Annotated in this window: 16 protein-coding genes and 3 tRNA genes; 4 read left to right on the top strand and 15 right to left on the bottom strand. The window is 43.4% G+C overall.

Annotated elements, in window-relative coordinates:
- Nucleotides 1–2: 2 nt before the first annotated feature.
- The 12 genes from FQ084_RS10245 to FQ084_RS10190 all read right to left on the bottom strand — a co-directional run bounded on the left by FQ084_RS10245 (nucleotide 3) and on the right by FQ084_RS10190 (nucleotide 13118).
- On the bottom strand, nucleotides 3–1097 hold the full coding sequence (locus tag FQ084_RS10245; protein WP_149490528.1) for an RNA-guided endonuclease InsQ/TnpB family protein: 1095 nt from the start codon (nucleotides 1095–1097) through the stop codon (nucleotides 3–5).
- 204 nt (nucleotides 1098–1301) lie between these two features.
- Nucleotides 1302–3461 carry a protein-disulfide reductase DsbD domain-containing protein gene (locus FQ084_RS10240; protein ID WP_149490527.1) on the bottom strand — a complete coding sequence of 720 codons (2160 nt, stop codon included), beginning with the start codon at nucleotides 3459–3461 and terminating at the stop codon, nucleotides 1302–1304.
- A gap of 63 nt (nucleotides 3462–3524) precedes the next feature.
- Nucleotides 3525–4085, bottom strand: a complete 561-nt coding sequence (locus tag FQ084_RS10235; RefSeq protein WP_149490526.1) for a protein-disulfide reductase DsbD domain-containing protein — start codon at nucleotides 4083–4085, stop codon at nucleotides 3525–3527.
- Between the two features lie 297 nt (nucleotides 4086–4382).
- Complete coding sequence (gene gspG, locus FQ084_RS10230; protein WP_149490525.1) at nucleotides 4383–4922, bottom strand: type II secretion system major pseudopilin GspG; 540 nt, start codon at nucleotides 4920–4922, stop codon at nucleotides 4383–4385.
- Between the two features lie 431 nt (nucleotides 4923–5353).
- Nucleotides 5354–6556, bottom strand: a complete 1203-nt coding sequence (gene gspF / locus FQ084_RS10225) for a type II secretion system inner membrane protein GspF (RefSeq protein WP_149490524.1) — start codon at nucleotides 6554–6556, stop codon at nucleotides 5354–5356.
- Between the two features lie 81 nt (nucleotides 6557–6637).
- Nucleotides 6638–7726 (bottom strand): hypothetical protein, encoded by a 1089-nt coding sequence (locus FQ084_RS10220; protein ID WP_149490523.1) that lies wholly within the window; start codon nucleotides 7724–7726, stop codon nucleotides 6638–6640.
- A gap of 330 nt (nucleotides 7727–8056) precedes the next feature.
- On the bottom strand, nucleotides 8057–8992 hold the full coding sequence (locus FQ084_RS10215) for an AraC family transcriptional regulator (protein WP_149490522.1): 936 nt from the start codon (nucleotides 8990–8992) through the stop codon (nucleotides 8057–8059).
- Between the two features lie 469 nt (nucleotides 8993–9461).
- Nucleotides 9462–9537, bottom strand: a tRNA-His gene (locus tag FQ084_RS10210).
- Between the two features lie 39 nt (nucleotides 9538–9576).
- Nucleotides 9577–9653, bottom strand: a tRNA-Arg gene (locus tag FQ084_RS10205).
- A 93-nt stretch (nucleotides 9654–9746) separates the two neighbouring features.
- Nucleotides 9747–9823 (bottom strand) — tRNA-Pro (locus FQ084_RS10200).
- A 247-nt stretch (nucleotides 9824–10070) separates the two neighbouring features.
- Nucleotides 10071–11639, bottom strand: a complete 1569-nt coding sequence (locus tag FQ084_RS10195) for an McrC family protein (RefSeq protein ID WP_149490521.1) — start codon at nucleotides 11637–11639, stop codon at nucleotides 10071–10073.
- An 18-nt stretch (nucleotides 11640–11657) separates the two neighbouring features.
- Complete coding sequence (locus FQ084_RS10190; protein ID WP_262880729.1) at nucleotides 11658–13118, bottom strand: McrB family protein; 1461 nt, start codon at nucleotides 13116–13118, stop codon at nucleotides 11658–11660.
- A gap of 402 nt (nucleotides 13119–13520) precedes the next feature.
- Here FQ084_RS10190 and FQ084_RS10185 point away from each other — a divergent pair, with 402 nt between their 5' ends.
- Together FQ084_RS10185 and FQ084_RS10180 are read left to right on the top strand one after the other, a co-directional pair.
- Complete coding sequence (locus FQ084_RS10185; RefSeq protein WP_149490520.1) at nucleotides 13521–14249, top strand: DUF4442 domain-containing protein; 729 nt, start codon at nucleotides 13521–13523, stop codon at nucleotides 14247–14249.
- Between the two features lie 77 nt (nucleotides 14250–14326).
- A complete protein-coding gene (locus tag FQ084_RS10180; protein ID WP_149490519.1) occupies nucleotides 14327–14821 on the top strand; it encodes a RidA family protein in 495 nt (164 codons plus the stop codon).
- A 95-nt stretch (nucleotides 14822–14916) separates the two neighbouring features.
- Here FQ084_RS10180 and gspE read toward each other — a convergent pair whose 3' ends face one another.
- Nucleotides 14917–16458, bottom strand: a complete 1542-nt coding sequence (gspE, locus tag FQ084_RS10175; RefSeq protein ID WP_149490518.1) for a type II secretion system ATPase GspE — start codon at nucleotides 16456–16458, stop codon at nucleotides 14917–14919.
- A 406-nt stretch (nucleotides 16459–16864) separates the two neighbouring features.
- Here gspE and FQ084_RS10170 point away from each other — a divergent pair, with 406 nt between their 5' ends.
- Together FQ084_RS10170 and FQ084_RS10165 are read left to right on the top strand one after the other, a co-directional pair.
- Nucleotides 16865–17671: a thiazole synthase gene (locus FQ084_RS10170; protein ID WP_149490707.1), complete on the top strand. Its 807-nt coding sequence runs from the start codon at nucleotides 16865–16867 to the stop codon at nucleotides 17669–17671.
- A 226-nt stretch (nucleotides 17672–17897) separates the two neighbouring features.
- Entirely contained in the window at nucleotides 17898–19337 is a 1440-nt protein-coding gene (locus FQ084_RS10165; protein WP_149490517.1) for a WS/DGAT/MGAT family O-acyltransferase, read from the top strand.
- A gap of 46 nt (nucleotides 19338–19383) precedes the next feature.
- Here the strand turns inward: FQ084_RS10165 and FQ084_RS10160 are convergent, their stop codons facing one another.
- The gene (locus FQ084_RS10160; protein WP_149490516.1) at nucleotides 19384–20211 is read right to left on the bottom strand and encodes an inositol monophosphatase family protein; all 828 of its coding nucleotides are present in this window, start codon (nucleotides 20209–20211) and stop codon (nucleotides 19384–19386) included.
- Nucleotides 20212–20473: 262 nt separating this feature from the next.
- Entirely contained in the window at nucleotides 20474–22522 is a 2049-nt protein-coding gene (gene dxs / locus FQ084_RS10155; protein ID WP_149490515.1) for a 1-deoxy-D-xylulose-5-phosphate synthase, read from the bottom strand.
- Between the last annotated feature and the right edge of the window lie 335 nt (nucleotides 22523–22857).

The following is a 22857-nucleotide window of genomic DNA, read 5'->3' as shown; positions in this document are numbered from 1 at the left end:
GCCTAAACGGAGGGGATTCCTACTGCTAGACGCTCAAGCCCGAGCGCAAGAATGTTCTTTGCCGCATTAATATCGCGGTCATGAATGACACCGCACTCAAAAAGCCATTCTCTTATTCCAAGACCTGTTCTACCTTTCGGACTGTTTTGGCGAGAGCCACAACACGAACAAGTTTGGGTGGTGTAATGCTCATTCACTTCAATATAGTGACAACCTGCATGCTTGCATTTATATATCAGTTGCCGCTTAATCTCAAACCAACCAGCGTCATAGATGGATTTAGCTAGTTTGGCCCGAGTAAATGAGGTTGATTGAAGTTTGCCAATAACTATTAAGGTGTTATCGTTGACAAGCTTGGTGGTGAATTTACGGATCAGGTCTTGGCGGGTGTTCTTAATCTTGGCATGAATGGCCTTGACCCGCTTTTTATTCTTAGCACGCCCCGCGATGGCTAGCTTGGCAGCCCATTTTTGAGTTTGCTTAATAACTAATTTGTTGCCATCACTGCTGACTGCGGCATCCTTACAGCCCAAATCAAGACCGACTTGACCATGACCGCATTTAATTGTTGGAAACTCTTTAACCGTCATACAGGCGTACCAGTTACCACGAGCATCTTGGACCAGCTCACAGGTATTGATGCTGTAGAGAGCTAAGTTGTAGCTGTCCCATAAATCTATAGTGAGCTTTTTACCCTTAGCGAGGCTGAGCTGAATGGTTGTTTTCAAGCTCTTTTTACCAGTTTGTCTTGTTGCTAGGTGTTTGATGGCTGTTTTTTTAAACGGTATCCAGCCTAAGTTTCTGCGTTTGGCTTTAGGACTGTTGGTACGCCATTTGAGTTTGGATTTTTTAAATTGCTTACGAGATTTGGCATGGGTTTCTGCCACCGCTTGTAATGTTTGGCTATGCAAGTTTAGGTATTCACCCGCTCCTTTGGTGTAGCTTGCTAAATCATAAGCTGAAAAGAATTTGCCAGTACGTTGCAAGTGTTTAAAACTCAAATCATTGACATAGTTCCAGACAAAATTAACTGCCCCAGTCAGCTTATTGAGCTGCTGAGCATGTTTGTCTCTGATGCGTAGTTTGAGCGTTTTCATGAGGTAATTATGTTCTTAACGGGTTTGGTTAACAAGGTGTCTTCAAGAGTAGACGACAATGACTGACGCCTGATATCCATGCCCTAGAAGTGATGTGGTTTTACGGCGCTTTTCGGTAAAATTGAAAAAGCCAACGCCCTATTATTAAAGGACGTTGGCTTTTTAGTGTATAGAAATGAAGAAAAATTTATCTAAATTTAATGATTAATTCAGTGCGGCTAGGGTTTGCTCGAATTCTGAACGATCAATCTCACCCACTTGTTGATTGGTCAATTGACCATCTTGATAATACAGCAATGCTGGCGGACCAAACAGTTTATAACGCGCTAAGATAGCTTTAGAGTCGGCAGTCGTTTCTGTTATATCAAGTCTGACCAACTGCCAATCTTGCATTTGTACCGGACGATTATGAAATAGGTTTTTATCCATAATGCGGCATTCAATACACCATTCAGCAGTGACATCGACAAGCACTTTAGGATTGGCGGCGATAATTGCATCTAACTCGGTAAGCGTAGTAACGGTTTTATCTGTCGTATTACTTATAGCTGCTTGACCAGTCGTCTGCATCATCGGAACGGCGCTCAAAGATGCTAGTGGATGTAGGCTGTCATCGTTACCCAATGCGGCGCCAATGATCAAACAGGCGGCCCAAATCCCGGCGATTAACCCTAGTGCTTGAGTTAGCATACGACCTTTACCCAACCAACCCCACGCCCACATCGCCACTACCATAAACCATAGCGCCCATACCATTAGCATCACAGGTGAGATAAAGACGCGCTCAATCAATAGTAAGGCAACCGCAAAGAGCAATAAGGCAAAACCTTGCTTCACCCAGTTCATCCACTCGCCAGCCTTAGGCATAATTTTACCCTGAGTGGCACCAATTAAGATAAGGGGCGCTGATAAACCAAAACCTAGCATAAATAAAGCGGCAAACCCAAGTAGTGGACTACCAATCGTCGATACTGCGAGCAGCGCCCCAAATAATGGAGCAGAGACACAAGGTGATACGACTAAGGCTGATAAGAAACCGGCGATTAAACTGCCGCCCGTGCTACCAAGCTTACTATCCCCGGCTTGGCTTAAGCCTTGCATCTTACTACTAATAAATCTTGGCAGACGAATGCTAAACAAACCTAGCATGTATAGTGCAAGTAGGACAAATACAATAGCAAAACTAATCAAGATAATTGGATTTTGCAGCCAACCGATAATGCCTAACGATTCACCAAACACCGCTATAACTGCACCTAAAATTCCATAAGCTGTCGCGACACCAATGGCATAACTGCTGGTCAAAATAACACCGCGTTTTACCGTCGGGTTTTCCTCACGCGCAACGATATTGGCGACAATCGGTAGCATCGGTAATACGCATGGCGTCAATGCCAAGCCTAATCCTGCTAAAAATAATAATACCAATGCTAACCACGGATGCGAAGCCAAGCCAAAAGGATCGCTATTAATCGCATTATTGCCAATCACTGTATTACTATCTGTTGCAGCAGCATTATTTATGACAGCGTCATTGTTTGCTGCTCCACTTGTGACATTACCACCTATAACTTCTTCGTCTGCGCCAGAGATGGTATTGCTAGCACCAAGTTCTGCATCTAAAGCCGCATCATCTAACAAGGCATAATCAATCACCTCATCATCTGGCAAGGTTTGCGCTGCGGCAACATCATTAGAATCATCGGCATTTGCAGATAGAGGTTTATCATTCGTAGGATTATTTTGCGCAGTGGAAATATTGGCGCTATTCGCTGCCGATTGTTGCGGCATGGCCGCGATATTGACCGTGGTTTTTATTTTCTCCGGTGGATAGCACAGACCCGCTTTGGCGCAACCTTGCCAACCAATCGTCACAGCAGCATTATCTATAGCTTTGCCATTACTACTGCTCAAAACGGTACTGGCAACCATATTGGCTTGGTCAAAAACCAATACTTGTCCAAAGGTTGGATCGTCGATTGAAACTGGCTTTTGGCTAAAGGTAAAAGGCGTAGCTGTCACACCAGCAGGCAGGGTCAGCTTAATTTGGTCTTTATAAACATAATGCTCAGGGGTAATATCAAAGTTAATCGCTAAACGGATGCCATTATTGGTAGGTTTGCTACTTCTGCTGACCTGAAAAGCTTGGTCAACTGGCAAAAATTTTGGCTGGATAGCACTTTTATTACCAAATAAATCACCCAATCCTGCCGCTTGCGATGCCACTGGCGCAACCACTAGTCCAGTAGCGGTTAATCCCGTCAACAGTGAACTAGCGCTTAAAGCAAATGCCAATAGATAAGATTTTTTTGAAGATCTATTTTCCGTTAATGACGGAGATTTTTCTGCGGTCTTAATGGACATGAAACACTACCTATTATTACCAAAATTCAAATTGACCCATTCACTGTTTATCTACGTGATTACTTATTTACGTAGCGTAGCAATATTTACCGTGGTTTTTATTTTCTCTGGTGGATAACACAGACCCGCTTTGGCACAGCCTTGCCAACCAATGACAACCGGTACATTTTTGGCGCCTTTACCATTATTGCTGGTCAACGTGGTGGTGGCGATTATATTTTTTTGAGTAAAGACCGGAACTTTACCAAAGGTCGGATCATTAATAGCAACTGGCGACTGGCTGAAGCTAAATGGCGTGGCACTGATACCTTTAGGGAAACTGACGGTGAGCTTTTCTTTATAAACGTAATGGCCAGGCGTGATATCAAACGTAATCGATAGCTGCGTGCCTTTAGAGGTCGCTTTGGAAATACTATCCACTTGAAAGGCTTTATCAACTGGCAAAAACTTTGATTGAGCTGCATTATTGTTACTAAACAACTCACCTAGTCCTGCTGCTTGTGCGCTCATTGACATCATTGATAATCCTGTCATCAATGAGGTGCTCATAAGCGCAATTGCCAATACATGAGGTTTTTTAGCAAGGCGTTTATTGATAATTGACGTGGCTGTTTTTATGAACATAAATACCTACCTTTGATGATGGAGTTTAATAACTGACTATAATAATGAGCACACTACAAAAGAAACGCAGTGCTACTGCGAGGAATTTTGCGCAGCCTCTGTCTGCGTAGGCACAGCAAGCAGGGAAAATTTATCCCAGTAGCACGTTTATATACTTAGTTTATGTCTTAATAAAAAATATCAACCAATAAAGCCTTATTGGTTGATATTTAGAAATTATAAACGGCGCTTTAGTCAAGAAAATGTCATTATTAGAAAATAAGATACTGCTCATCTCTAACCACTTTAAGGCCAAACTTATAGCTGGGCATAAAGGTCAGCGTCTTGTCCTTCACCGCCCTGCTGTCCATCTGCACCCAACGAAAACAAATCATAAGGTCGACCTTCGCTACCTGGCGCGACATATTGCAACTCGTTTTCCCAACCATCGGTCGGATAACCACCTTTGATATAACCGCCATCAGGATAGTTTTTGGCCTCTGCTGGCGGTGTGGTTAGCGCTTCTAAACCTTGCGCCGTAGTTGGATAACGCGAATTATCAACTTTGTACATATCAAGAGCATTAGATACGGTCGCAAGCGCCGTTTCAGTGGTTTTGACGCGAGCTTTATCACTTTGTCCAACCACTTTCGGCACCACCAAACCTGCAAGAATGGCCAGAATCACAATCACTACCATAATTTCAATAAGAGTAAATCCAGACTGGCTTTTACGCAATGGCTGACTGGCTCTAGTAGAAGCTGGTTTATTGTCGCCAATACTTTCTGCTTGAAATTTATAATCAGTCTTAGCGTTTTTTGGTAGGGTATTTACTTGAATGGTGTCAATTATAGTCATCGCTTTGTCATCGCTTTTGGTATCAGGTGATATAAATAGTGAATGTGGTGTTCAGAGCGCTTTCATCGGTTGGTTTTATATTAATGAACACTAAACCGTTTATCACTATAAACTATGCTTTTATTTTTATCCAGCGCTACGGTAGCTTGTTATTGATGGCGATTTTTATTTATTGAAAGAGGCAGCGGATAATTTGATGACAGCTAATATTGCTAAGCACGAAGTATATTTACAAATACAGATTATCTAGACGTGGCTTTTGACTAATGCTTACTATAGCGTGCCAGTTGGTTTAGCTCTAGTAAAAACACTCCGCTGTCAACAATCTACAACAGTAAGCAAAGCTTACGAAAGTTAATGGAAGTTTTAGCAAGATAGAGGTAATGAGGTTTGATTTAGATGAAGAAAACTTAAGAAGGTTTAGATATTTACTAACCTGCCAAATCATTCATATTCACAATCGGTAGCATCACCGCCATCACAATAATCATCACTACCACGCCCATGAGTACTAGCATTAACGGCTCAAGTAAAGACAGCAAAGTACTGATAAAGTTGGTCGCTTCCGCTTCTTGCATATTAGCCGCGCGGCTGAGCATATTTTCAAGCTCGCCTGAATTTTCACCACTTTTAATCATCTGTACCATCATTGGCGGAAAGTAGGCGGACTTTTCTAATTGACTTGATAAGCTTGAGCCTTCTGTCACCCTATCGGCTGCGGTGATAATGCTTTTTTGAATATGTAAGTTGGTCGTGACCGCAGCGCCTATATGTAAGGCCTCAATTAATGGCACACCTGAACGTACCAATATCGCCAATGTACTGGCAAAGCGTGCGGCATTAAGCCCTTTTGATAAGCGCGCCAATATCGGTAATCTGAGAACAATACTATCTATGGCTAATTTACCGGCTTGCGTCTGGGCAAAGCGATAAAACAAAAATGCCGTCGCTGCCAAGACGAGTAACATCAACCACCACCACTGAGTGATGATGTTTGATAAGCTCAGCACAATTTGGGTAATCAAAGGTAGCGCTTGCTCAGATTGCTCAAAGACTTTGACAATTTTGGGCACCACAAAGCTCATCAAACCCATAATCACCCCAATCGCCATCACCATCAGCACAATAGGATAGACCATCGCCCCTTGAATTTTCTTTTGCAGAGCAAAGCGGTTTTCGGTGTAATCTGCCAACTGATTGAGGATTAAATCTAAGTGACCAGACTTTTCCCCTGCCGCAATGGTAGCAATATAAAGGGGTGGAAAACTGGTTGCCTGCTGCAACGCACGCGCCAAGCTTAAACCTTCTAGCACATGCGAGCGTACGGCAAGCATGAGAGATTTGATGTGGGTTTTTGGTGACTGTTTGGCGACCGCCGCAAGCGATTCTTCAAGTGGAATACCGGCTGCCAGTAATACTGATAACTGACGCGTCAGCAATGCCAATTCATAAGCAGACGGTTTTTTATAGCGGTTTTTGTTTTGGTTCTGTCTGTCATTGACGGCGGTGACTTCAACGGGCGTCCATTGTTTATCACGCAGCTGCTGGCGAACTTGGCGCGCAGAATCGCCTTCGAGCAAGCCTTTTTGAACACTGCCATGGTCGTCTAACGCTTTATAATGATAAGCGGGCATAGCAGCGAATATCCTAAGGTAGTCAATGAGGAAAGATAATAGATAAGGGCTTATAGAGAGCGTGTATTTAGCATTAATATCTTAAAAAAGTGGCGTAGAATCACTGCTATCTGGCATCAAACCTTGTAATAATAAAACGTCTAAATGCTGTTGTTGCAGCTTCTTATCGAAATCATTGACCTCGGCAATCAGCATTCTCTCGATACGCTTATCGCTGGCAAATACGCTTAATCGCGCACAAATAACCGCCAGTTGATAAATACGTTTTTTGCAATAACCATCTAAGCCTTGTAGTAGCCGCACCATATGCGGCGTCTCTAGACTGGCGTATTCATAGCCGCTCACGACCTGCGGACCGAGCGCGGTAACACCATAACTGATAGACAGATGGGCGCAAAAATAGCAGCTAAATAAATAGCCAACCACATGACCAATATAATAACCGCGGTCATAAGTAAAGCTACTGACCCCAAAATGCCCCAGGACATAACTGTTTAAACTGCCTTGATCTACGATAGGCTTGTCATGTTTAAGCTTACCAACGGTAGCAAGGCACAGCGGATTGTGTCCATCTTGCGTCGTTAGTTGCCAACCGGCTGGCTGCTGAGCGGGCATATGACGCACGATATCTTCGATAATATCATCAACCACATGCAGCTGCTGCCAAAGGCGCTCTAGTCCATCCGTATCCATAAGGCCACGTTTATCAAGCTGCTGCGCGAGTAAATATTGCTGATATTCTGCAAACTGTGTTTTTAGCGTTTGCACCAGATAGGTAGGACGGGTAGCGGCAGACGCCATATAGAGTTGGCGCGTGCGCTCATGCTGAGTGTGATAAAGCGTCACACGCTGGGCGGCGACATTAGTCTCGCTGTTAGCATTAGGCAGGGTATGATTGGCAGGTATTGGATTAGTAGTATTTAGATGTGATTGCTCAGAACTTAGTTCAGAATTTAACTGGGCATTTGGCAAGGTAAATAATGCCAATAATGCGGCCTTATCAAGCGCGTCCGTTACTTGACTTTTTTGCTTATTTTTTGCAGCCTGTTTACTACTCTTCACCTTACTTTTAACGTCTTCTTTATTAACGCTGTCTGTATGGGTGGCAGGCGTAGTCGCACCTTGGTGGTCATTTAAGGTTACGGTTGGTTTAGCGGTCGGTTCAGTCATAAAATACCATCAGCTGCAAAAAATCAACATCGCCCAAGTCATATTAGGTATCAGCATCGCATAGCTGTCATACCATGAGATTTAGATATAACATGCTAAAAAAGCAACGTATCAACACATTTAGTCTGGGGCAACTCATAATTCTATAGTACCTGAACCTCAGTACATTGTCAGCTGTCCATCGCCGAAATACTAGGCATCAAAATAAATGATAAAGGCTGGGTTAAGCAGCGAAAACAGTTAGTAAACTAGCATAATCAATATAAAAAAACGCTCAGGCAAATAAATAACCTGAGCGCTTTTTAGAGATAAACGACAGTTAAGAGCTGACTAAGCAAGCTTTCGTTGCTGATACTGTTGGCGATAGGCTTTTGGCGAGACCCCATAAACACGCTTAAATGCTTGGCTAAAGGTCGAATCTGAGGCGTAACCGACCAATTCACTGATACGGCTAATGCTATTTTGCTGCAAACGCAAATAGCGGGCGGCTAAGCGCAAGCGATAATCCAGTAAATAGGTCAATGGCGGTATACCCACCACCTCTTTAAAACGCTGCGCAAAGCTTGAGCGTGACATGCCTGCCACCTCAGCGAGCTTATGAATCGTCCAGCTTTTGTCTGGCGATTCGTGCATCGCTACCAACGCTTTGGTTAAAAACGGATCTTTCATAGCTATCAGCCAATTATCGGTGGCTTCAGGCAGACTCTCAATATATACCCGCAGACATTCAATCATCATAATACTTGCCCAATGATTGATGACCGCAGCTTTACCCATACGCTCGCGCTCAGCCTCTAGCGTCAGTAGCCTAATCTCAACATCAATGACTTCAAACCGACCATCAGAATCATCATTAATTTCAGGTAATATCGCTGGCAGCATCGACAATAAAGGCCGAATCATTGCCTTGTCGTACTTACACTCGATCAGTATCAATGATGATTCAGAATCACCATCGCCCTTTACATCCAGCGTATGCTCTTTACAGTTTGTCAGTAAATCATCCAACGCCTGAGCCTCATTACCATGATAGTTTAGCGCATAACTCACATGCTGATGCGAGCTTGGAATCATAATCATATCACCGGCTCGCGTTTCTCGTGGGCCATTGCCGACATCGATACAAAAACCACCAGACATGACCAAATAAAACAAAATCGTATCTTGTCTAGTGATTGAGTAAGACCAATTACCCACACCATTCAAACGATAATATTTCGTTTCGAACAAATGCACATTTTGTAGCAACATGCTCAGTGCGTCCATCCATCCCTTCCTCAGTAATATACATTTAATACGGTCAAATTTAAAAAAACACAGATAAAGCGGTTATCACTGCAAAATCTTTTAAAGCACTCAAGCAACAATTTTTATTTTTATTTGATAGGCATTTTATTTTTGATAAAGTCACAACAAAGACGTACCAAAAAAGCATGAAGCAAATAGTTTGGTTCAAAAACTGAATTTCAGAATGATTTTCAAATAATAAAAAGTCATCAATAACATCTATCATAAGAAAAGAACGAAAAAAGGCCAGCAACGCTTAGATAAATAAATGCCTCAGCAGTTTATAACTCACGATAGTAAAAACAAACATGATAGTTTGAATAGCATCATCATTTAGAAAGCATTCATTGATATTAAACAGACAGGCACAAAAAAATGCCAACAATGGCAAGTAGAATGGTTTTAATAATTTTTGGATTTAATAAGGAAGGTAATACAGAATAAAATATGGGGCGACTGATGGGACTCGAACCCACGACAACCGAGATCACAACCCGGGGCTCTACCAACTGAGCTACAACCGCCATAACTGTTGCCAAAAAAGGCAAGATTGACAGGCTAAATGGTGCGCCTGGCAGGATTCGAACCTGCGGCCACCTCCTTAGAAGGGAGATGCTCTATCCAACTGAGCTACAGGCGCTCTTAGAGGACTTTTATATATTTTGGTCAGTCTAGCATAGCAGAAACTAAACCATTATACATAAAAAAAAGCCTGTAAGGCTCTTTAAATAGATGGTCGGAGTGATAGGATTCGAACCTACGACCCTCTGGTCCCAAACCAGATGCGCTACCAAACTGCGCCACACTCCGAAATTCTCTATTATCACGATAGTCTGCTACTTAACTCATTATCGGTAATACCGCTAACTGGTTAATGTTCCTCGCTATCGAGGTGCACATATTAAGGGGTAAAGCTGATGGTGTCAACACTTATTTTTGATTATTTTCAAAGAATCGTTAAATTCTTTTAAAAACGTTCAATCTTCCTAAAAATAGCGGTGACGCAACGTTTATTTTTACCAACCATAATACATACTGTCGTTTTCGACAGCGCTCATTATACTACATTCCAGTCCGGAAGCAAGCCACCGTTTATATTTCCGCTAATAACATTGAAGGGAATGAGCCATAATCGAGCGGGATTTGACTGTATGTTAGAGGTTTTACGACAGTCTGTACTATCACCTTTATCATAAACTTGTTGCCTAAGCTCGATGGGTTGCCTGATATCATCTTGTACCGGATAAACTAACCATACTTGCTCTGCGCGATAAGCCTGCGCATAACTCGTTAACTGATAAGCATCGTTAGCATTAATCGCGCCTGCGTGCGCTAGATGCTTCCATTTTATATCAATCACGTGGCTATAATGCCCTAACCTCTCACTAACTGCCACATCACCCTGATTTTGAACTTGACCTAGACTTAAATCAGCACCGTTGTCAGCAGCTGCTTTATATATCAATAAATCTGGACGAATAGACAGACACGCCTGCCCTTCTGCATCGTTTAGCCACACACTTTGCGTTTGAAATAAGGGCTTATAAGCCAAATTGATTTGCTGAAACATATTGGCTATACGCTGGCTTGCCCACTGCTCAAATGCCTGATTCATATCTATCAATAAACATAAGCGTGATTGAGAGGGATTGGTACTTGATGATGTTCGCGCATTAATACCATTACCAGTATGAGCGTCAGATTGTTGCAACAACCAATAAGTCAAATCTAATAACTGCTGCGCTGCTTGTAGTTGCTGTCGAGATAAAGGCTGCAGCACTAACTGCCGCTTTGCTTGCTGATATAGCGGCTCTAGCCGCTGCCGCTCATAACGACTCAGTGCTGGCACTTGTTGCCACCGCTTTAATGATGGCAGTAACATCGATGCCGGAAATAGCGGAGTAAGTAAGACAAGCGCGCTTTTAATTAAGCGATTACTAAGCATGTCTTGGCTCAGCACACTGCTCTCACAGACAAACTTATGCGGCTGCATACAGTTATGGCGCAACTGTTTTTTGATCAGCAAGCGACCTTGTAGCACTGCTTGGTTGTGGATTTGCGCTTGATAGTGCTTGGTCGGTCGATAATGAGACAAACGCCTTAAAAACTGAGCCACCAACCAGTCTGATAATGGCAGTGCTTTGATCGGTAGCGCTGCCAACTGAGTACTAAATTGACCTAAGTTTTTCGTATTGGGTAGCTTGCTTTGAGAGTGGTGGCCATTGGTTAAATCAGCCAGCATATCCTGTACCCATTGGCGCGTCTGATTGATGTCATTGGATTTAGATACATCGTGTGGCTGCTGATAATCAGTCAGCTTGTTTGCTATCAGTTTGGGCAATATCTCAAGCGTCATACCGCTAGGCAGCAAAATAACACCGATATAATGCCCGATCTTTAGCTGCCATTGTCCTTGCTGACGTTTAATGCTAAAAACAGCAAATTCTTGCGCCATTAACCAGTGAAAATCTGATACGTGCACAAAATCACGCGCAGTTAAACGCTGGTGTTCAAATACCGTGATAATACCAGCACCAAGTACAGTCGTATTGACGCTATCAGCAATATTAGTGCTATTCACGTTGCTACCTATTGCTTTGCCATCAGACTGTAATCCCCTACTCATCACTAGCTAGCCACCTTATTAATATAGACGCTGATAGACAAAAGGCTTTGTAAACTCAGCGCTGTTATTCATCAAATCTACATTAATCCTATAATTCCCAGTACTTATAGACTGATCGAGAAAGGAGTGATGACCTGCAAACATTTGATTTGAACTATTGGAATTGGCCGAATTATTTGAATCATTATTGATGAGTGCTTGGCTATCTTGGATAAACTGTGCGCTCATCGGCTGCTGCTCATCTTGAAAAATATATTGCAAAATAGTGAGTTGTCCACCAGCCGCTTGTGCCAATTGCGGAATGATTTGTTCAGCGAGCACCGTTTGCAATTGCTTAAGATTGGCTACTGACCATAAAAATGCATGACCTAATTGCGCCTCTGCCCCTAGCGTTTGCATAATACGATTATTTAAACCAGTTAGTAATTTAGCCAAATCTATCGTTTCTGCTGAATTAATTATTTCTGAGTTAAGTGTTCCTGAATCAGCCGTCTCGGACTCTTGATTGAGACTAATAACCGGCAATAACTCAGGCTGCGGCGAACAGTCAACAAAGCGAAAACGTCGACGCAATGCCATATCAAGCGGCGCTAATGAGTGGTCTTGAGTGTTCATCGTGGCATAAATATCAACGTTGGCAGGGACGCTAAATGTCCGCCCTGAATACGCCAAATTAACCGTCATCGCGTTTGCCATACCGGCACGCTTGTCTGTCTCAATCAAACTTAATAGCTCGCCAAAGACGCGTGAAACGTTAGCCCGATTGATCTCATCAATTAGCATCGCATAACGCTGCTCAGGATCGTTGGCAGCGCGCTGGCATAATTTTAAGAATGTGCCATCTTGAATGGCATAACTCATTTGAGATGAACTATGCGTTGTATGGCTGGACGCCGCCATCACAGGGCGAATACCTTCAACAAACTCCTCATAACCATACGCTTGATGGAAGCTGACCATACTGAAGCGCTGCTGGCTGAAATTTTGGTCTTGGTTATTATTCTCGCGCTGCGCCTGCTGAAACTCTGCTAATTGCTGCGCTAACTCGCTTAATAAATCCATGCTTTCGGGGAGCAGATACCATGCACCGCTATTGTCTTTATCAAAATATGCCTGGCTGGCTCGATTTTTATAACTCACCGTTTGTGAGTTCGTAGGCGTATGCATTTGTAGCACAGACCATGCCGTATTGCTTAAGTTTTTCTCGCGTGCATTTTGCGTTGCTTTGGTGACAAAAAACTCATGATTGACAATTTCTGGCACCTTGACCAAATCTTGTTTTTTAGACTTAAAATCTAAAAATATTAAACAGACCACATCACGCCAGCTCAATGCCTGTAGTAGCTGCCCCAATAAATCCTTATCATTTACCCTTGGCAAATAGTCGGTATATTGCTGAGCAATTTGTAGCAAACGATAAGTTTTACCCGTGCCAGCGACGCCGGTATAAATTATATTGGTCGGTTTTTGAGCAGACATATCTGGCATAACCTTATTCAGCATTAAAAAATCACGGCAACGATACTTCAGTACTTTAGCCACGTAAAAGTCTAGTTATTATAACGTGGCTTTTTTTAAATTAAGCGTTATAGATAATGTGACGTTATTGCTAATATTTATTGTGAGCATTTAAGGTATCGTTACGTTAGTCCTATTTTATAATCGCAGCAGTTCATGTTAATAATAGTAGCGATACGGCGCTTAATGTACCATAGTTAGAAATTTATTAAGTTAGAAATGCGCCAACGCTAAAAGAGCGGCTAAGATAAAGCGTATTATTTTGCCCGTTCATCGCTCATTTTCTAAGCATCCATTCATTAACTCCGTTCACGAGCTGCGTTAATGAATATGATCAAACCACTCTACATTGAGGAATGTTGTATGTCAGGATTATTAAAAAAACTCCCTACCAAGCTGACCAACAAACTGCCAGCCAAAGTAGCTGACAACACAAGATTGCCAGTCGAAAAACCAAATAGCACCTTGAAACCTATCAGTAACCAATTTACCAAGCTGCTATCAGTCACTAAGTATTTACCTGCTGCTGCGCGCGCCAGCATTTTATCAAAAGCCTTTGGTAAAGTGGTGCCGTATGTTGGTACAACGGGTATCTACTATGAGACAGTCGACCCCAATCAAGTGGTGGTCAGCTTAAACAATACCAAAGCGGTACAAAACCACATTGGCTCAGTCCATGCCGTTGCCATCACCTTACTCGCTGAAACGGCAACAGGGTTTATTTTGGGTTTAAACCTACCTTCTGACCGCGTATTATTGATTAAATCTTATTCGGTGAATTTTTATCGTCCAATTAAAAAAGGTCAGATTGCCGCCGTGGCGTCATTGTCGGATGAGCAGCGCTTGGATATTTTGAACACGCCAAAAGGTGAGATGGTGATTCCTTGCGTGATTCATGACCGTGAGTCTGATAGCGACCGTGACCCAATCGTCGTTGAGATGACGTGGGCTTGGATACCAAAATCTGAATTAGAAGCACGCCGTCAAGGTAAAGCGACTAAAGCAGAGCTAGAGAACGAACAACTTGACAATGCGATGTCTGAGAGTGAAGAAAGCAGTAAGCAGTCTTCAAAAGAGCTTGAGAGCAATTAGTTTTAATTTTTTAAAACAAAAATAATCATACGTTAAAAAATGGATTTTTATAAAACCATAATAATAAGGAGACAACCGTGTCTACATATATCAATCAATTGACTACTAACTTATCTAAAGCATTGCTGATTAGCGCCTGCTCATTAGGCTTGGGCTTTGCCGCTACGGCTAATGCGGCGCCAGCGAAGAATAATGCAACCATCACCAAATCTAGTCCAGTATTTCTCGGTGATGGCGGCAATTATCCATTTTCAGAAGCGGTACGTGTCGGCGACACTTTATATATGTCTGGTCAGATTGGTTTTAAAGATGGCAAGCTGGTCAAAGGCGGCGTAAAAGCGGAAGCCAAACAAGCCCTCGATAATATCAATGAAACCTTATTAAAGTACGGCTACCAAAAGTCAGACATCGTAAAATGTATGGCAATGCTGACCGACATGGATGACTTTGATGACTTTAATAAAGTCTATAAAGCAGAGTTGGCTAAGCCTTACCCTGTACGCTCAGCTTTTGGCGTCTCAGAACTGGCAGCGGGTGCAAGCGTTGAAGTTGAGTGTATCGCTGCAAAATGATAGCAACTCGAAAATTTAAGATACTAGAGTCAAATAACTGGCTTTTATAGCCAGTTATTTGATTGATTGTCTTACAAATACCTTCTCTAAGCATTTTATATCAATATCGTGTCATCGGTGATGGCGCTTTCTTTGGTGACCCGCAGTACCTCTTCTAACGTCGTCCGACCCTCCATGACTTTGCGTAAACCATCAGCACGTATTGATGGTGTCTGCTGGCGGGCGTATTCTTCTAACTCGTACTCGGCAGTATTGCTATGAATCATACGGCGCAAGGTATCGTCAACCGGCACCACTTCATAGATCGCCGTCCGCCCTTTAAAGCCTGAATTATTACATTTATCACAGCCAACGGGTTTGGGTAAATTAATCGTCTGTGCTGTTAAATTTTCAGCATTTAACCCTATGCCAATTTCAGTAAACAATTTGGCCTGTTCGCTATCAGCAGCCTGCCAACCATGACAGTGTGTACATAAAGTACGCACCAAGCGCTGGGCGACAACACCTATCAGCGATGACGATAATAAAAATGGCTCAATGCCCATATCCTGCAAACGCGTGACCGCCCCAATGGCGGTATTGGTATGCAGCGTTGATAATACCAAGTGTCCTGTCAAAGACGCTTGTACGGCAATTTCAGCGGTTTCTAAATCGCGAATTTCACCAACCATGACCACGTCTGGATCTTGCCGTAGCATGGCGCGCAAACTTTTGGCAAAGGTCATATCGACCTTGTTATTCACTTGCGTTTGCCCAATACCATCGAGTTGAAACTCAATTGGATCTTCGGCAGTTAAAATATTTCGGGTTTGGTCATTGAGGTCAGTCAATGCTGAATATAGGGTGGTAGTTTTACCCGAACCCGTCGGTCCGGTCACCAAAATAATGCCATGCGGACGATGGATCAAGCGCTTAAGCTCGGTGTAGTCATTATCAGAAAGTCCAAGATAAGTCATATTCAGACGACCCGCCTGTTTATCGAGCAATCGCATCACTACCCGCTCGCCAAAGCTTGACGGCAGCGTTGATACGCGCACATCAACCTCACGCCCTGCCAGTCTTAGGCTAATACGACCGTCTTGTGGCACGCGCTTTTCGGCGATATCAAGCTTCGCCATAACCTTGATACGCGAGACGAGTAACGGCGCTAATTGGCGTTTTGGTGTGATGATTTCTTTGAGCTCACCATCAACCCGAAAGCGTACCACTAAGCGTTTCTCAAAAGTCTCAATATGAATATCCGAGGCATTTAGACGAATCGCTTCGGACAACAGCGCATTAATGAGACGAATAATGGGCGCGTCATCCTGTTGGTCCATCAAATCTTCAGTTTCAGGAACGCTATCTGCCAAACTATCAAGGTCAGGATGGTCTTCAAGACCTGCGGCAATATGCTGCGACTCACCCGTATTACCCGCGTAGGCAGCATTCATGCGTTTTTCGAAATCATCGATACTGATACTTTCGTAATTGGGTACACCGCGCACGCCTTGTTGCTGTAAAAAACGTACCGCTTCATTAATCGCCGAAAGTGGCGTGGCTTTGGTCAACACCAACGTTGGTGGCAGCTCGGGATCAATAGCAAGAATGGCCAAAACTTGATGACGTTTTGCAAAACTGTACGGTAGCTGCAGCATAAAGACGACCTAGTGAGTGACAAATTTAAAAAGGAGCTTATGAGATATAATCTAATGAATGCTAAAAAATACTGCTGATTTTCATCGTTAAAGCCGCTTGCCTAAATCGTTAAACTGGGTAAAGATTGTCAGTAAGCGCGCATGAGTTTGTTATAATAGCATTTTGCTTTACGCAAGTAGCAAGGCTTTCATGTGATTTATCGCATGGTAGGTTAAGCTTCAGTATTATTAGGCATTAGAAAGTACAATCCTCTATTTGACCTATGACGACTACCGGTCTTTAATTATTGATATTGTTGATAGAAGTCCTTGTTCATCACCTTTTTCGCCACTTTATAGTCACCTTTGTTCGCCCGCTATTAGGATTATCCTTATGTCACAAGCCACAAATTCTACCGCCACTTCGATGTCACTTCCGCAAGACACTCTTTTACAAGATACTTTCATTGTCGGCAGTCGTACATTCTCTTCTCGATTGTTGGTCGGTACTGGGAAATATAAAGATATGGCTGAAACGGGTGCTGCTATTGCCGCCTCAGAAGCAGAGATTGTCACCGTCGCTATTCGCCGCACCAATATTGGTCAAAATAGCAATGAGCCTAATCTGCTTGACGTGATTTCACCGGATAAATATACCATCTTACCCAATACGGCGGGCTGCTTTGATGCTGAAACAGCGATTCGTACGTGTAAGCTTGCTCGCGAGTTATTAGGCGGGCATAATCTGGTTAAGCTGGAAGTGTTAGGCGATGAAAAGACCCTTTATCCAAATGTGATGGAAACCTTAAAAGCGGCAAAAGTGCTAATCGATGATGGCTTCGAAGTTATGGTTTATACTTCAGACGACCCTATTGTCGCTCAAGAGCTCGAAAGCATGGGCTGCGCGGCGATTATGCCGCTCGGCAGCTTGATTGGCTCTGGTCTTGGTTTGCTCAATCGCCATACGCTCAGTCTCATTATCGAAAACGCTAAGGTGCCGGTATTGGTTGATGCGGGTGTCGGCACGGCTTCTGATGCAGCGATTGCCATGGAGCTTGGCTGTGATGGTGTGCTGATGAACTCAGCCATTGCCAATGCGCAAAATCCCGTCCTGATGGCGCAGGCCATGAAGCATGCAATTTGGGCAGGACGTCAGGCTTTCTTAGCAGGTCGTATGCCGATGCGTAAAATGGCCATTGCCAGCTCACCGCAGACCGGATACTTTTTTCAGTAGCGTTTAAACTTATAACTCAATGGAATTTATAATCAGCTTAAATCTCTAAAAACATGGGTTATGGCTTAATAAAATAATAAAAGCCCCGTAACCCATGCTTTTTATATTAAGATGTTTTTATGGCTATCTTTAGGTTTTTGCTCGCTTCTTACTAAACGCTTTATCTTTTTTTAACTGCATACTTATTCATTGCCATTTTTCATACCTCGTCATAAAAGGATTTATTATGCGACTTCTCACAGCAGTCGACCAGTTGTTCTTACTTCTTGAGTCGCGTAAACAACCCATGCATGTTGGGGGTCTATTCCTATTCGAATTACCAGAAAATGCGGATAACAGTTTTGTGTGCCAATTGGTCAAACAGATGCAAGAGTCTGAGGTGCCGCCAACGTTTCCTTTTAACCAAGTACTTGAGCATTTGATTTTTTGGAAAAAAGACAAACATTTTGATGTTGAGCATCACTTGCATCATGTCGCACTACCAAAACCCGCCCGTGTACGCGAGCTCTTAATGTACGTTTCAAGAGAGCATGGTCGTCTACTGGACCGCGCGATGCCGCTGTGGGAATGTCACGTCATTGAAGGTATTGAACCAGAAAACGAAGGTGCTCCTGAACGTTTTGCTTTATATTTCAAAATCCATCATTCTTTGGTTGATGGCATCGCGGCTATGCGACTGGTCAAAAAATCTTTATCTCAATCACCGAGCGAACCTGTCACACTACCGATTTGGTCGTTAATGGCACGCCATCGCAACCAAGTCGATGCTATCTTGCCTAAAGAGCGCTCTGCTTTAGGCATCCTTAAAGAGCAAGTTTCTACCATTAAGCCAGTATTTACAGAATTGCTCGACAGTTTAAAAAATTATGGTGACGACAGTTATGTCAGTACCTTTGCCGCGCCGATGAGTGTGCTCAATAAACGCATTTCAGCATCACGGCGCATCGCCGCCCAGTCGTATGAGATACAGCGCTTTAACGATATCGCCGAGCGTTTAAACATCAGTAAAAATGATGTGGTACTCGCCGTTTGTGCCGGTGCCATTCGTCGTTATTTATTATCGATAGATGCCCTACCGAGCAAGCCATTGATTGCCTTTGTACCGATGTCATTACGTACAGATGATAGTGTGGCAGGCAATCAGCTGTCCTTTGTACTGGCAAATTTAGGTACCCATTTAGACAATCCACTCAGCAGAATCGAGTTGATTCATCGCAGTATGAATAATGGTAAACGTCGCTTTCGCCGCATGAACCAAGCGCAAGTTATTAACTATAGTGTCATCTCCTATGCATGGGAAGGCATTAACCTGGCAACTGGTCTCTTTCCTAAGAAGCAAGCTTTTAACCTGATTATCTCGAATGTGCCCGGCTCTGAAAAACCGCTCTATTGGAATGGCGCGCGTATGCAATCCTTATACCCAGCATCCATTGTATTCAATGGCCAAGCGATGAATATCACTCTTGCCAGCTATTTGGATAAGATTGAATTTGGTATTACCGCTTGTAGTAAAGCTTTGCCGCATGTACAAGACATGCTCGAACTTATAGAAGAAGAGTTGCAGCTGTTAGAGCGCACCAGTAAAGAGCTTGCGTTCCAAGGCATTACGGTTGAGGATAAAAGTGGCGATAAAGGCAATGATAAAACAAAAAAGCTGGCTCCATAATGGAACCAGCTTTTTAGCATTAAGTTGTCTCAGTGGTCAATCATGCTTAAAACGCATCACCCCATGCTGGTACAACCACTTGCATCAAAGGTTTTAATAATTTGATATTACATGCAAAGATAGAGCCTGAAGTCATCGAATTGTGGGCGCCTGTATGGTCAACCACCACACCGCGTGCTTCCGTCACGATCAACTCGCCAGCAGCGATATCCCAAGGCTTAATAGACATCTCAAAATAACCATCAAAGCGACCAGCAGCGACATAACATAAATCAAGCGCAGCTGACCCTAAACGGCGAACTTGACCGCCTGCTTCAGAGATTTTTTGTAAGCTTTCAAAATGCTGCTTGGCATAAGAGATGATTTCACCATTACGTTTACGCTCAAGCGGATGACCAGTGGTAAATAAACCCCCGTCAATCGTTTTACGCTCGCTAACATTGATACGGCGTTGGTTTAAACGCGCGCCTTTACCACGGCTGGCAGAGAACATCTCATCACGGACAGGATCATAGATAACACCGTGCTGGGTAACGCCTTTATGCTGCACAGCGATAGACACACAAAACTGTGGCACACCATGCACGAAGTTTTTTGTGCCATCTAGCGGATCGATAATCCAGCACCAATCAGCATCTTCGCCGCGACCTTCTTGCATACCAAACTCTTCACCCAAAAACGAGTGATTTGGATAGCTGGCTTTTAGTGTCTCAATCGTCAGCTCTTCACTGAAACGATCAATGCGGGTGACCAAACCATCAAGTCCTTTAGACTCGATATCTAGCTCGATTTTGTGGCGGTTCTGATGCGCATATAAAATCTCTTTACCGACTTTTTCAGCAGCACGCGCTGCGATGACGACCATGGGTTCCATAAATAACCTATTTGCTTGATGAATGAATACTACTTAAGAGAGGTGACTCATAAAATTTACGAAAAATAAAACCTATTTAAAAACTGACTCATATTAATAACCATAGCCGTCTAGCAAACCAAATAGATGATTGCCAGCAGTTGTACCGCCCAAGTTGTCAAATAATTCACACCTACGGCAAGTAGGCGAGGTTTAAGCAAGGAACAGAAATACTTTATTTTTCAATCCGCTATTTTAGCAATTTTTTATAGATTATAGTATTTTATTTTAACAATTGCTGGAGCTGACTGACCACTCCTGAAACATCCAGACCACAGTCAGCCATTTGTTCTACTTGCGAACCATGAGCGACAAAACGATCAGGGATACCAATATTAAGGATTGCTGGGCGATTATGTTTAAAAGCTGGCGATTCGTTAAGTAAATATTCATTTACCGCACTGCCCGCGCCGCCCATAATCATATGCTCTTCTAAAGTGGCGATATGCGTTATGCCTTGCTCGATTAAGGTCTCTAGCAAATGGGTATCTAAAGGTTTTACCCAGCGCATATTTACCACATGTACCTGACAGGGTGATTCTACATCATCGCTAATTAGGCTTTCTGCAGCTTGCTGAGCAGTTGCAACCATAGTACCAAACGCCAATAACGCCAATTTATTAGGGGCGTCATCTTGACCTAATACCGACTCTACCACTGCTTTGCCAATAGGATAAAATTGTACGGGCTGCTCTATAACAGCACCTGTACCAACACCACGCGGATAGCGCACTGCTGTACAGCCTTGATATTCATAGCAAGTATTCAGCAGATGATAACATTCGTTTTCGTCTTTTGGCGCCGCAACTACCATATTGGGTACGCAGCGTAAAAAGGCAAAATCGAATACGCCTGCATGCGTCGCGCCATCTTCGCCGACCAAACCGGCGCGATCGACAGCAAACATTACATCAAGGTTTTGCAAAGCCACATCATGAATAAGCTGATCATAGCCGCGCTGCAAGAATGTCGAATAAATCGCGACAATAGGTTTGACGCCTTGGGTTGCCATGCCACCTGCTAAAGTTACCGCATGTTGCTCAGCAATCGCCACATCAAAAAAGCGCTTCGGGAATTGACGCGCAAACTCAATCATTCCCGAGCCTTCTTCCATAGCTGGAGTAATGGCGAGTAGCTTCTCGTCAGCAGCGGCTTTGTCACATAAAAACTGCCCAAATACTTGCGAGTATTTTAAAAGCGGTGTGCTAGTAATTAGACTATCTTTTACCGCTTCCTTTTCACTCTCTTCAGCAGGCAATCTACTAATAGCGTGATAACCCACTGGATCTAATTCAGCGGGCGCAAAGCCTTTACCTTTAGTGGTATAAATATGGACCAACACGGGGCCTTTTAATTGCTTGGCAATCGATAGCACGCGCAGCAGCTCGGGAATATTATGCCCATCGAACGGACCAAAATAGGTAAAGCCAATCGCCTTAAATAAATTGTCTTCTAACTGTGGGACATCGCGCAGCTCTTTATGACGTTTACGGCGGTCAAAGGCTTGCATATCGGGGCGCTGACACAGTATTGGCTCACCTGCATCAGAGATATCAACCTGATAGCCTGATTCCCATAATGTCGCTAAATGCCGCGAAAAACCACCGATAGAGCAAGATATTGACATGTCATTGTCATTTAAAATCACTAGCAAGTCAGCGTCTTGTTGTACCGCGTCGTTCATCGCTTCAAAAGCCATGCCGCCCGTCATCGCCCCATCACCAATAATACAGGCAACCGTTTGCGTACGTCCTTGATAGCGTAGCGCTAAGCTCATACCCAAACCAGCAGAGATGGATGTCGATGAATGACCAACCCCAAAGGTATCGTAGACCGACTCGGCACGTTCAGGAAACGCGGTCAAACCGTCTTTTGAGCGAATGCTGCCAAGCTTATCACGGCGACCTGTTAATACTTTATGAGCATAAGCTTGATGACCCACATCCCAAACGATCTGATCTTGCGGCGCATCTAACAGATAATGCAGCGCAATGGTCAACTCAATCACGCCTAGGTTGGCACCAAAATGACCGCCACTTTGACCGGCTGAATAGAGCAGAAAAAGACGTAGCTCATCCGCCAAAGTGATTAGCTGACTCTCACTAAACGCTTTCAGATCAATCGGTGCGTCCACCGTATCAAGCAGCGGCGTATGAGGACGCTCACGCGGAATCGCTGCATACGTTTTCTGCAGGTTTGATAGCGGTGCAGCAGAATCAATGGCTGACGCAGATAATGACTGAGACTGTGGGGAATGAGTTGACTGCTGCATAAAACGTACGATACCTACCAATCTGCTGACAAGATGCTACCTTAGAATACAGCGATGGCGATAACAGGGCTGATATTCTAAGTGGCGTTAATAATAGCGAGGGCATCATAATTTTATTGATACCATCAACTATATAATTATTGATACAGCTTCTAAAATAGTTGTGAATAACGAAAAATACGCTATCTAATATAAGGGGCTACTTTTAACCTTATACCGCTACAGGCAATCATGACGACGGTTATCAAGGCTGTTATAAATCATGATAATGTTCAGTACTAATGCTTAATGATTTTGCATGCATATCGAACATTGGTGACGACATAGTAATGTAA

Source organism: Psychrobacter sp. ANT_WB68 (assembly GCF_008369115.1).
Taxonomy (GTDB): Bacteria; Pseudomonadota; Gammaproteobacteria; order Pseudomonadales; family Moraxellaceae; genus Psychrobacter.
The sequence above is the reverse complement of the archived record's forward strand: the minus strand, read 5'-3'. Positions and strand labels throughout refer to the sequence as shown.

What these genes read in the sequence shown, in the direction of transcription:
- FQ084_RS10170 (WP_149490707.1), top strand. Translation starts at nt 16,865, where the DNA reads ATGTCACTTCCGCAAGACACTCTTTTACAAGATACTTTCATTGTCGGC.
- FQ084_RS10215 (WP_149490522.1), bottom strand. Translation starts at nt 8,992, where the DNA reads ATGGACGCACTGAGCATGTTGCTACAAAATGTGCATTTGTTCGAAACG.
- FQ084_RS10185 (WP_149490520.1), top strand. Translation starts at nt 13,521, where the DNA reads ATGTCAGGATTATTAAAAAAACTCCCTACCAAGCTGACCAACAAACTG.
- gspF (WP_149490524.1), bottom strand. Translation starts at nt 6,556, where the DNA reads ATGCCCGCTTATCATTATAAAGCGTTAGACGACCATGGCAGTGTTCAA.
- FQ084_RS10245 (WP_149490528.1), bottom strand. Translation starts at nt 1,097, where the DNA reads ATGAAAACGCTCAAACTACGCATCAGAGACAAACATGCTCAGCAGCTC.
- gspG (WP_149490525.1), bottom strand. Translation starts at nt 4,922, where the DNA reads ATGACTATAATTGACACCATTCAAGTAAATACCCTACCAAAAAACGCT.
- FQ084_RS10240 (WP_149490527.1), bottom strand. Translation starts at nt 3,461, where the DNA reads ATGTCCATTAAGACCGCAGAAAAATCTCCGTCATTAACGGAAAATAGA.
- dxs (WP_149490515.1), bottom strand. Translation starts at nt 22,522, where the DNA reads ATGCAGCAGTCAACTCATTCCCCACAGTCTCAGTCATTATCTGCGTCA.
- FQ084_RS10190 (WP_262880729.1), bottom strand. Translation starts at nt 13,118, where the DNA reads ATGTCTGCTCAAAAACCGACCAATATAATTTATACCGGCGTCGCTGGC.
- FQ084_RS10235 (WP_149490526.1), bottom strand. Translation starts at nt 4,085, where the DNA reads ATGTTCATAAAAACAGCCACGTCAATTATCAATAAACGCCTTGCTAAA.
- FQ084_RS10160 (WP_149490516.1), bottom strand. Translation starts at nt 20,211, where the DNA reads ATGGAACCCATGGTCGTCATCGCAGCGCGTGCTGCTGAAAAAGTCGGT.
- FQ084_RS10195 (WP_149490521.1), bottom strand. Translation starts at nt 11,639, where the DNA reads ATGAGTAGGGGATTACAGTCTGATGGCAAAGCAATAGGTAGCAACGTG.
- FQ084_RS10165 (WP_149490517.1), top strand. Translation starts at nt 17,898, where the DNA reads ATGCGACTTCTCACAGCAGTCGACCAGTTGTTCTTACTTCTTGAGTCG.
- gspE (WP_149490518.1), bottom strand. Translation starts at nt 16,458, where the DNA reads ATGCTGCAGCTACCGTACAGTTTTGCAAAACGTCATCAAGTTTTGGCC.
- FQ084_RS10220 (WP_149490523.1), bottom strand. Translation starts at nt 7,726, where the DNA reads ATGACTGAACCGACCGCTAAACCAACCGTAACCTTAAATGACCACCAA.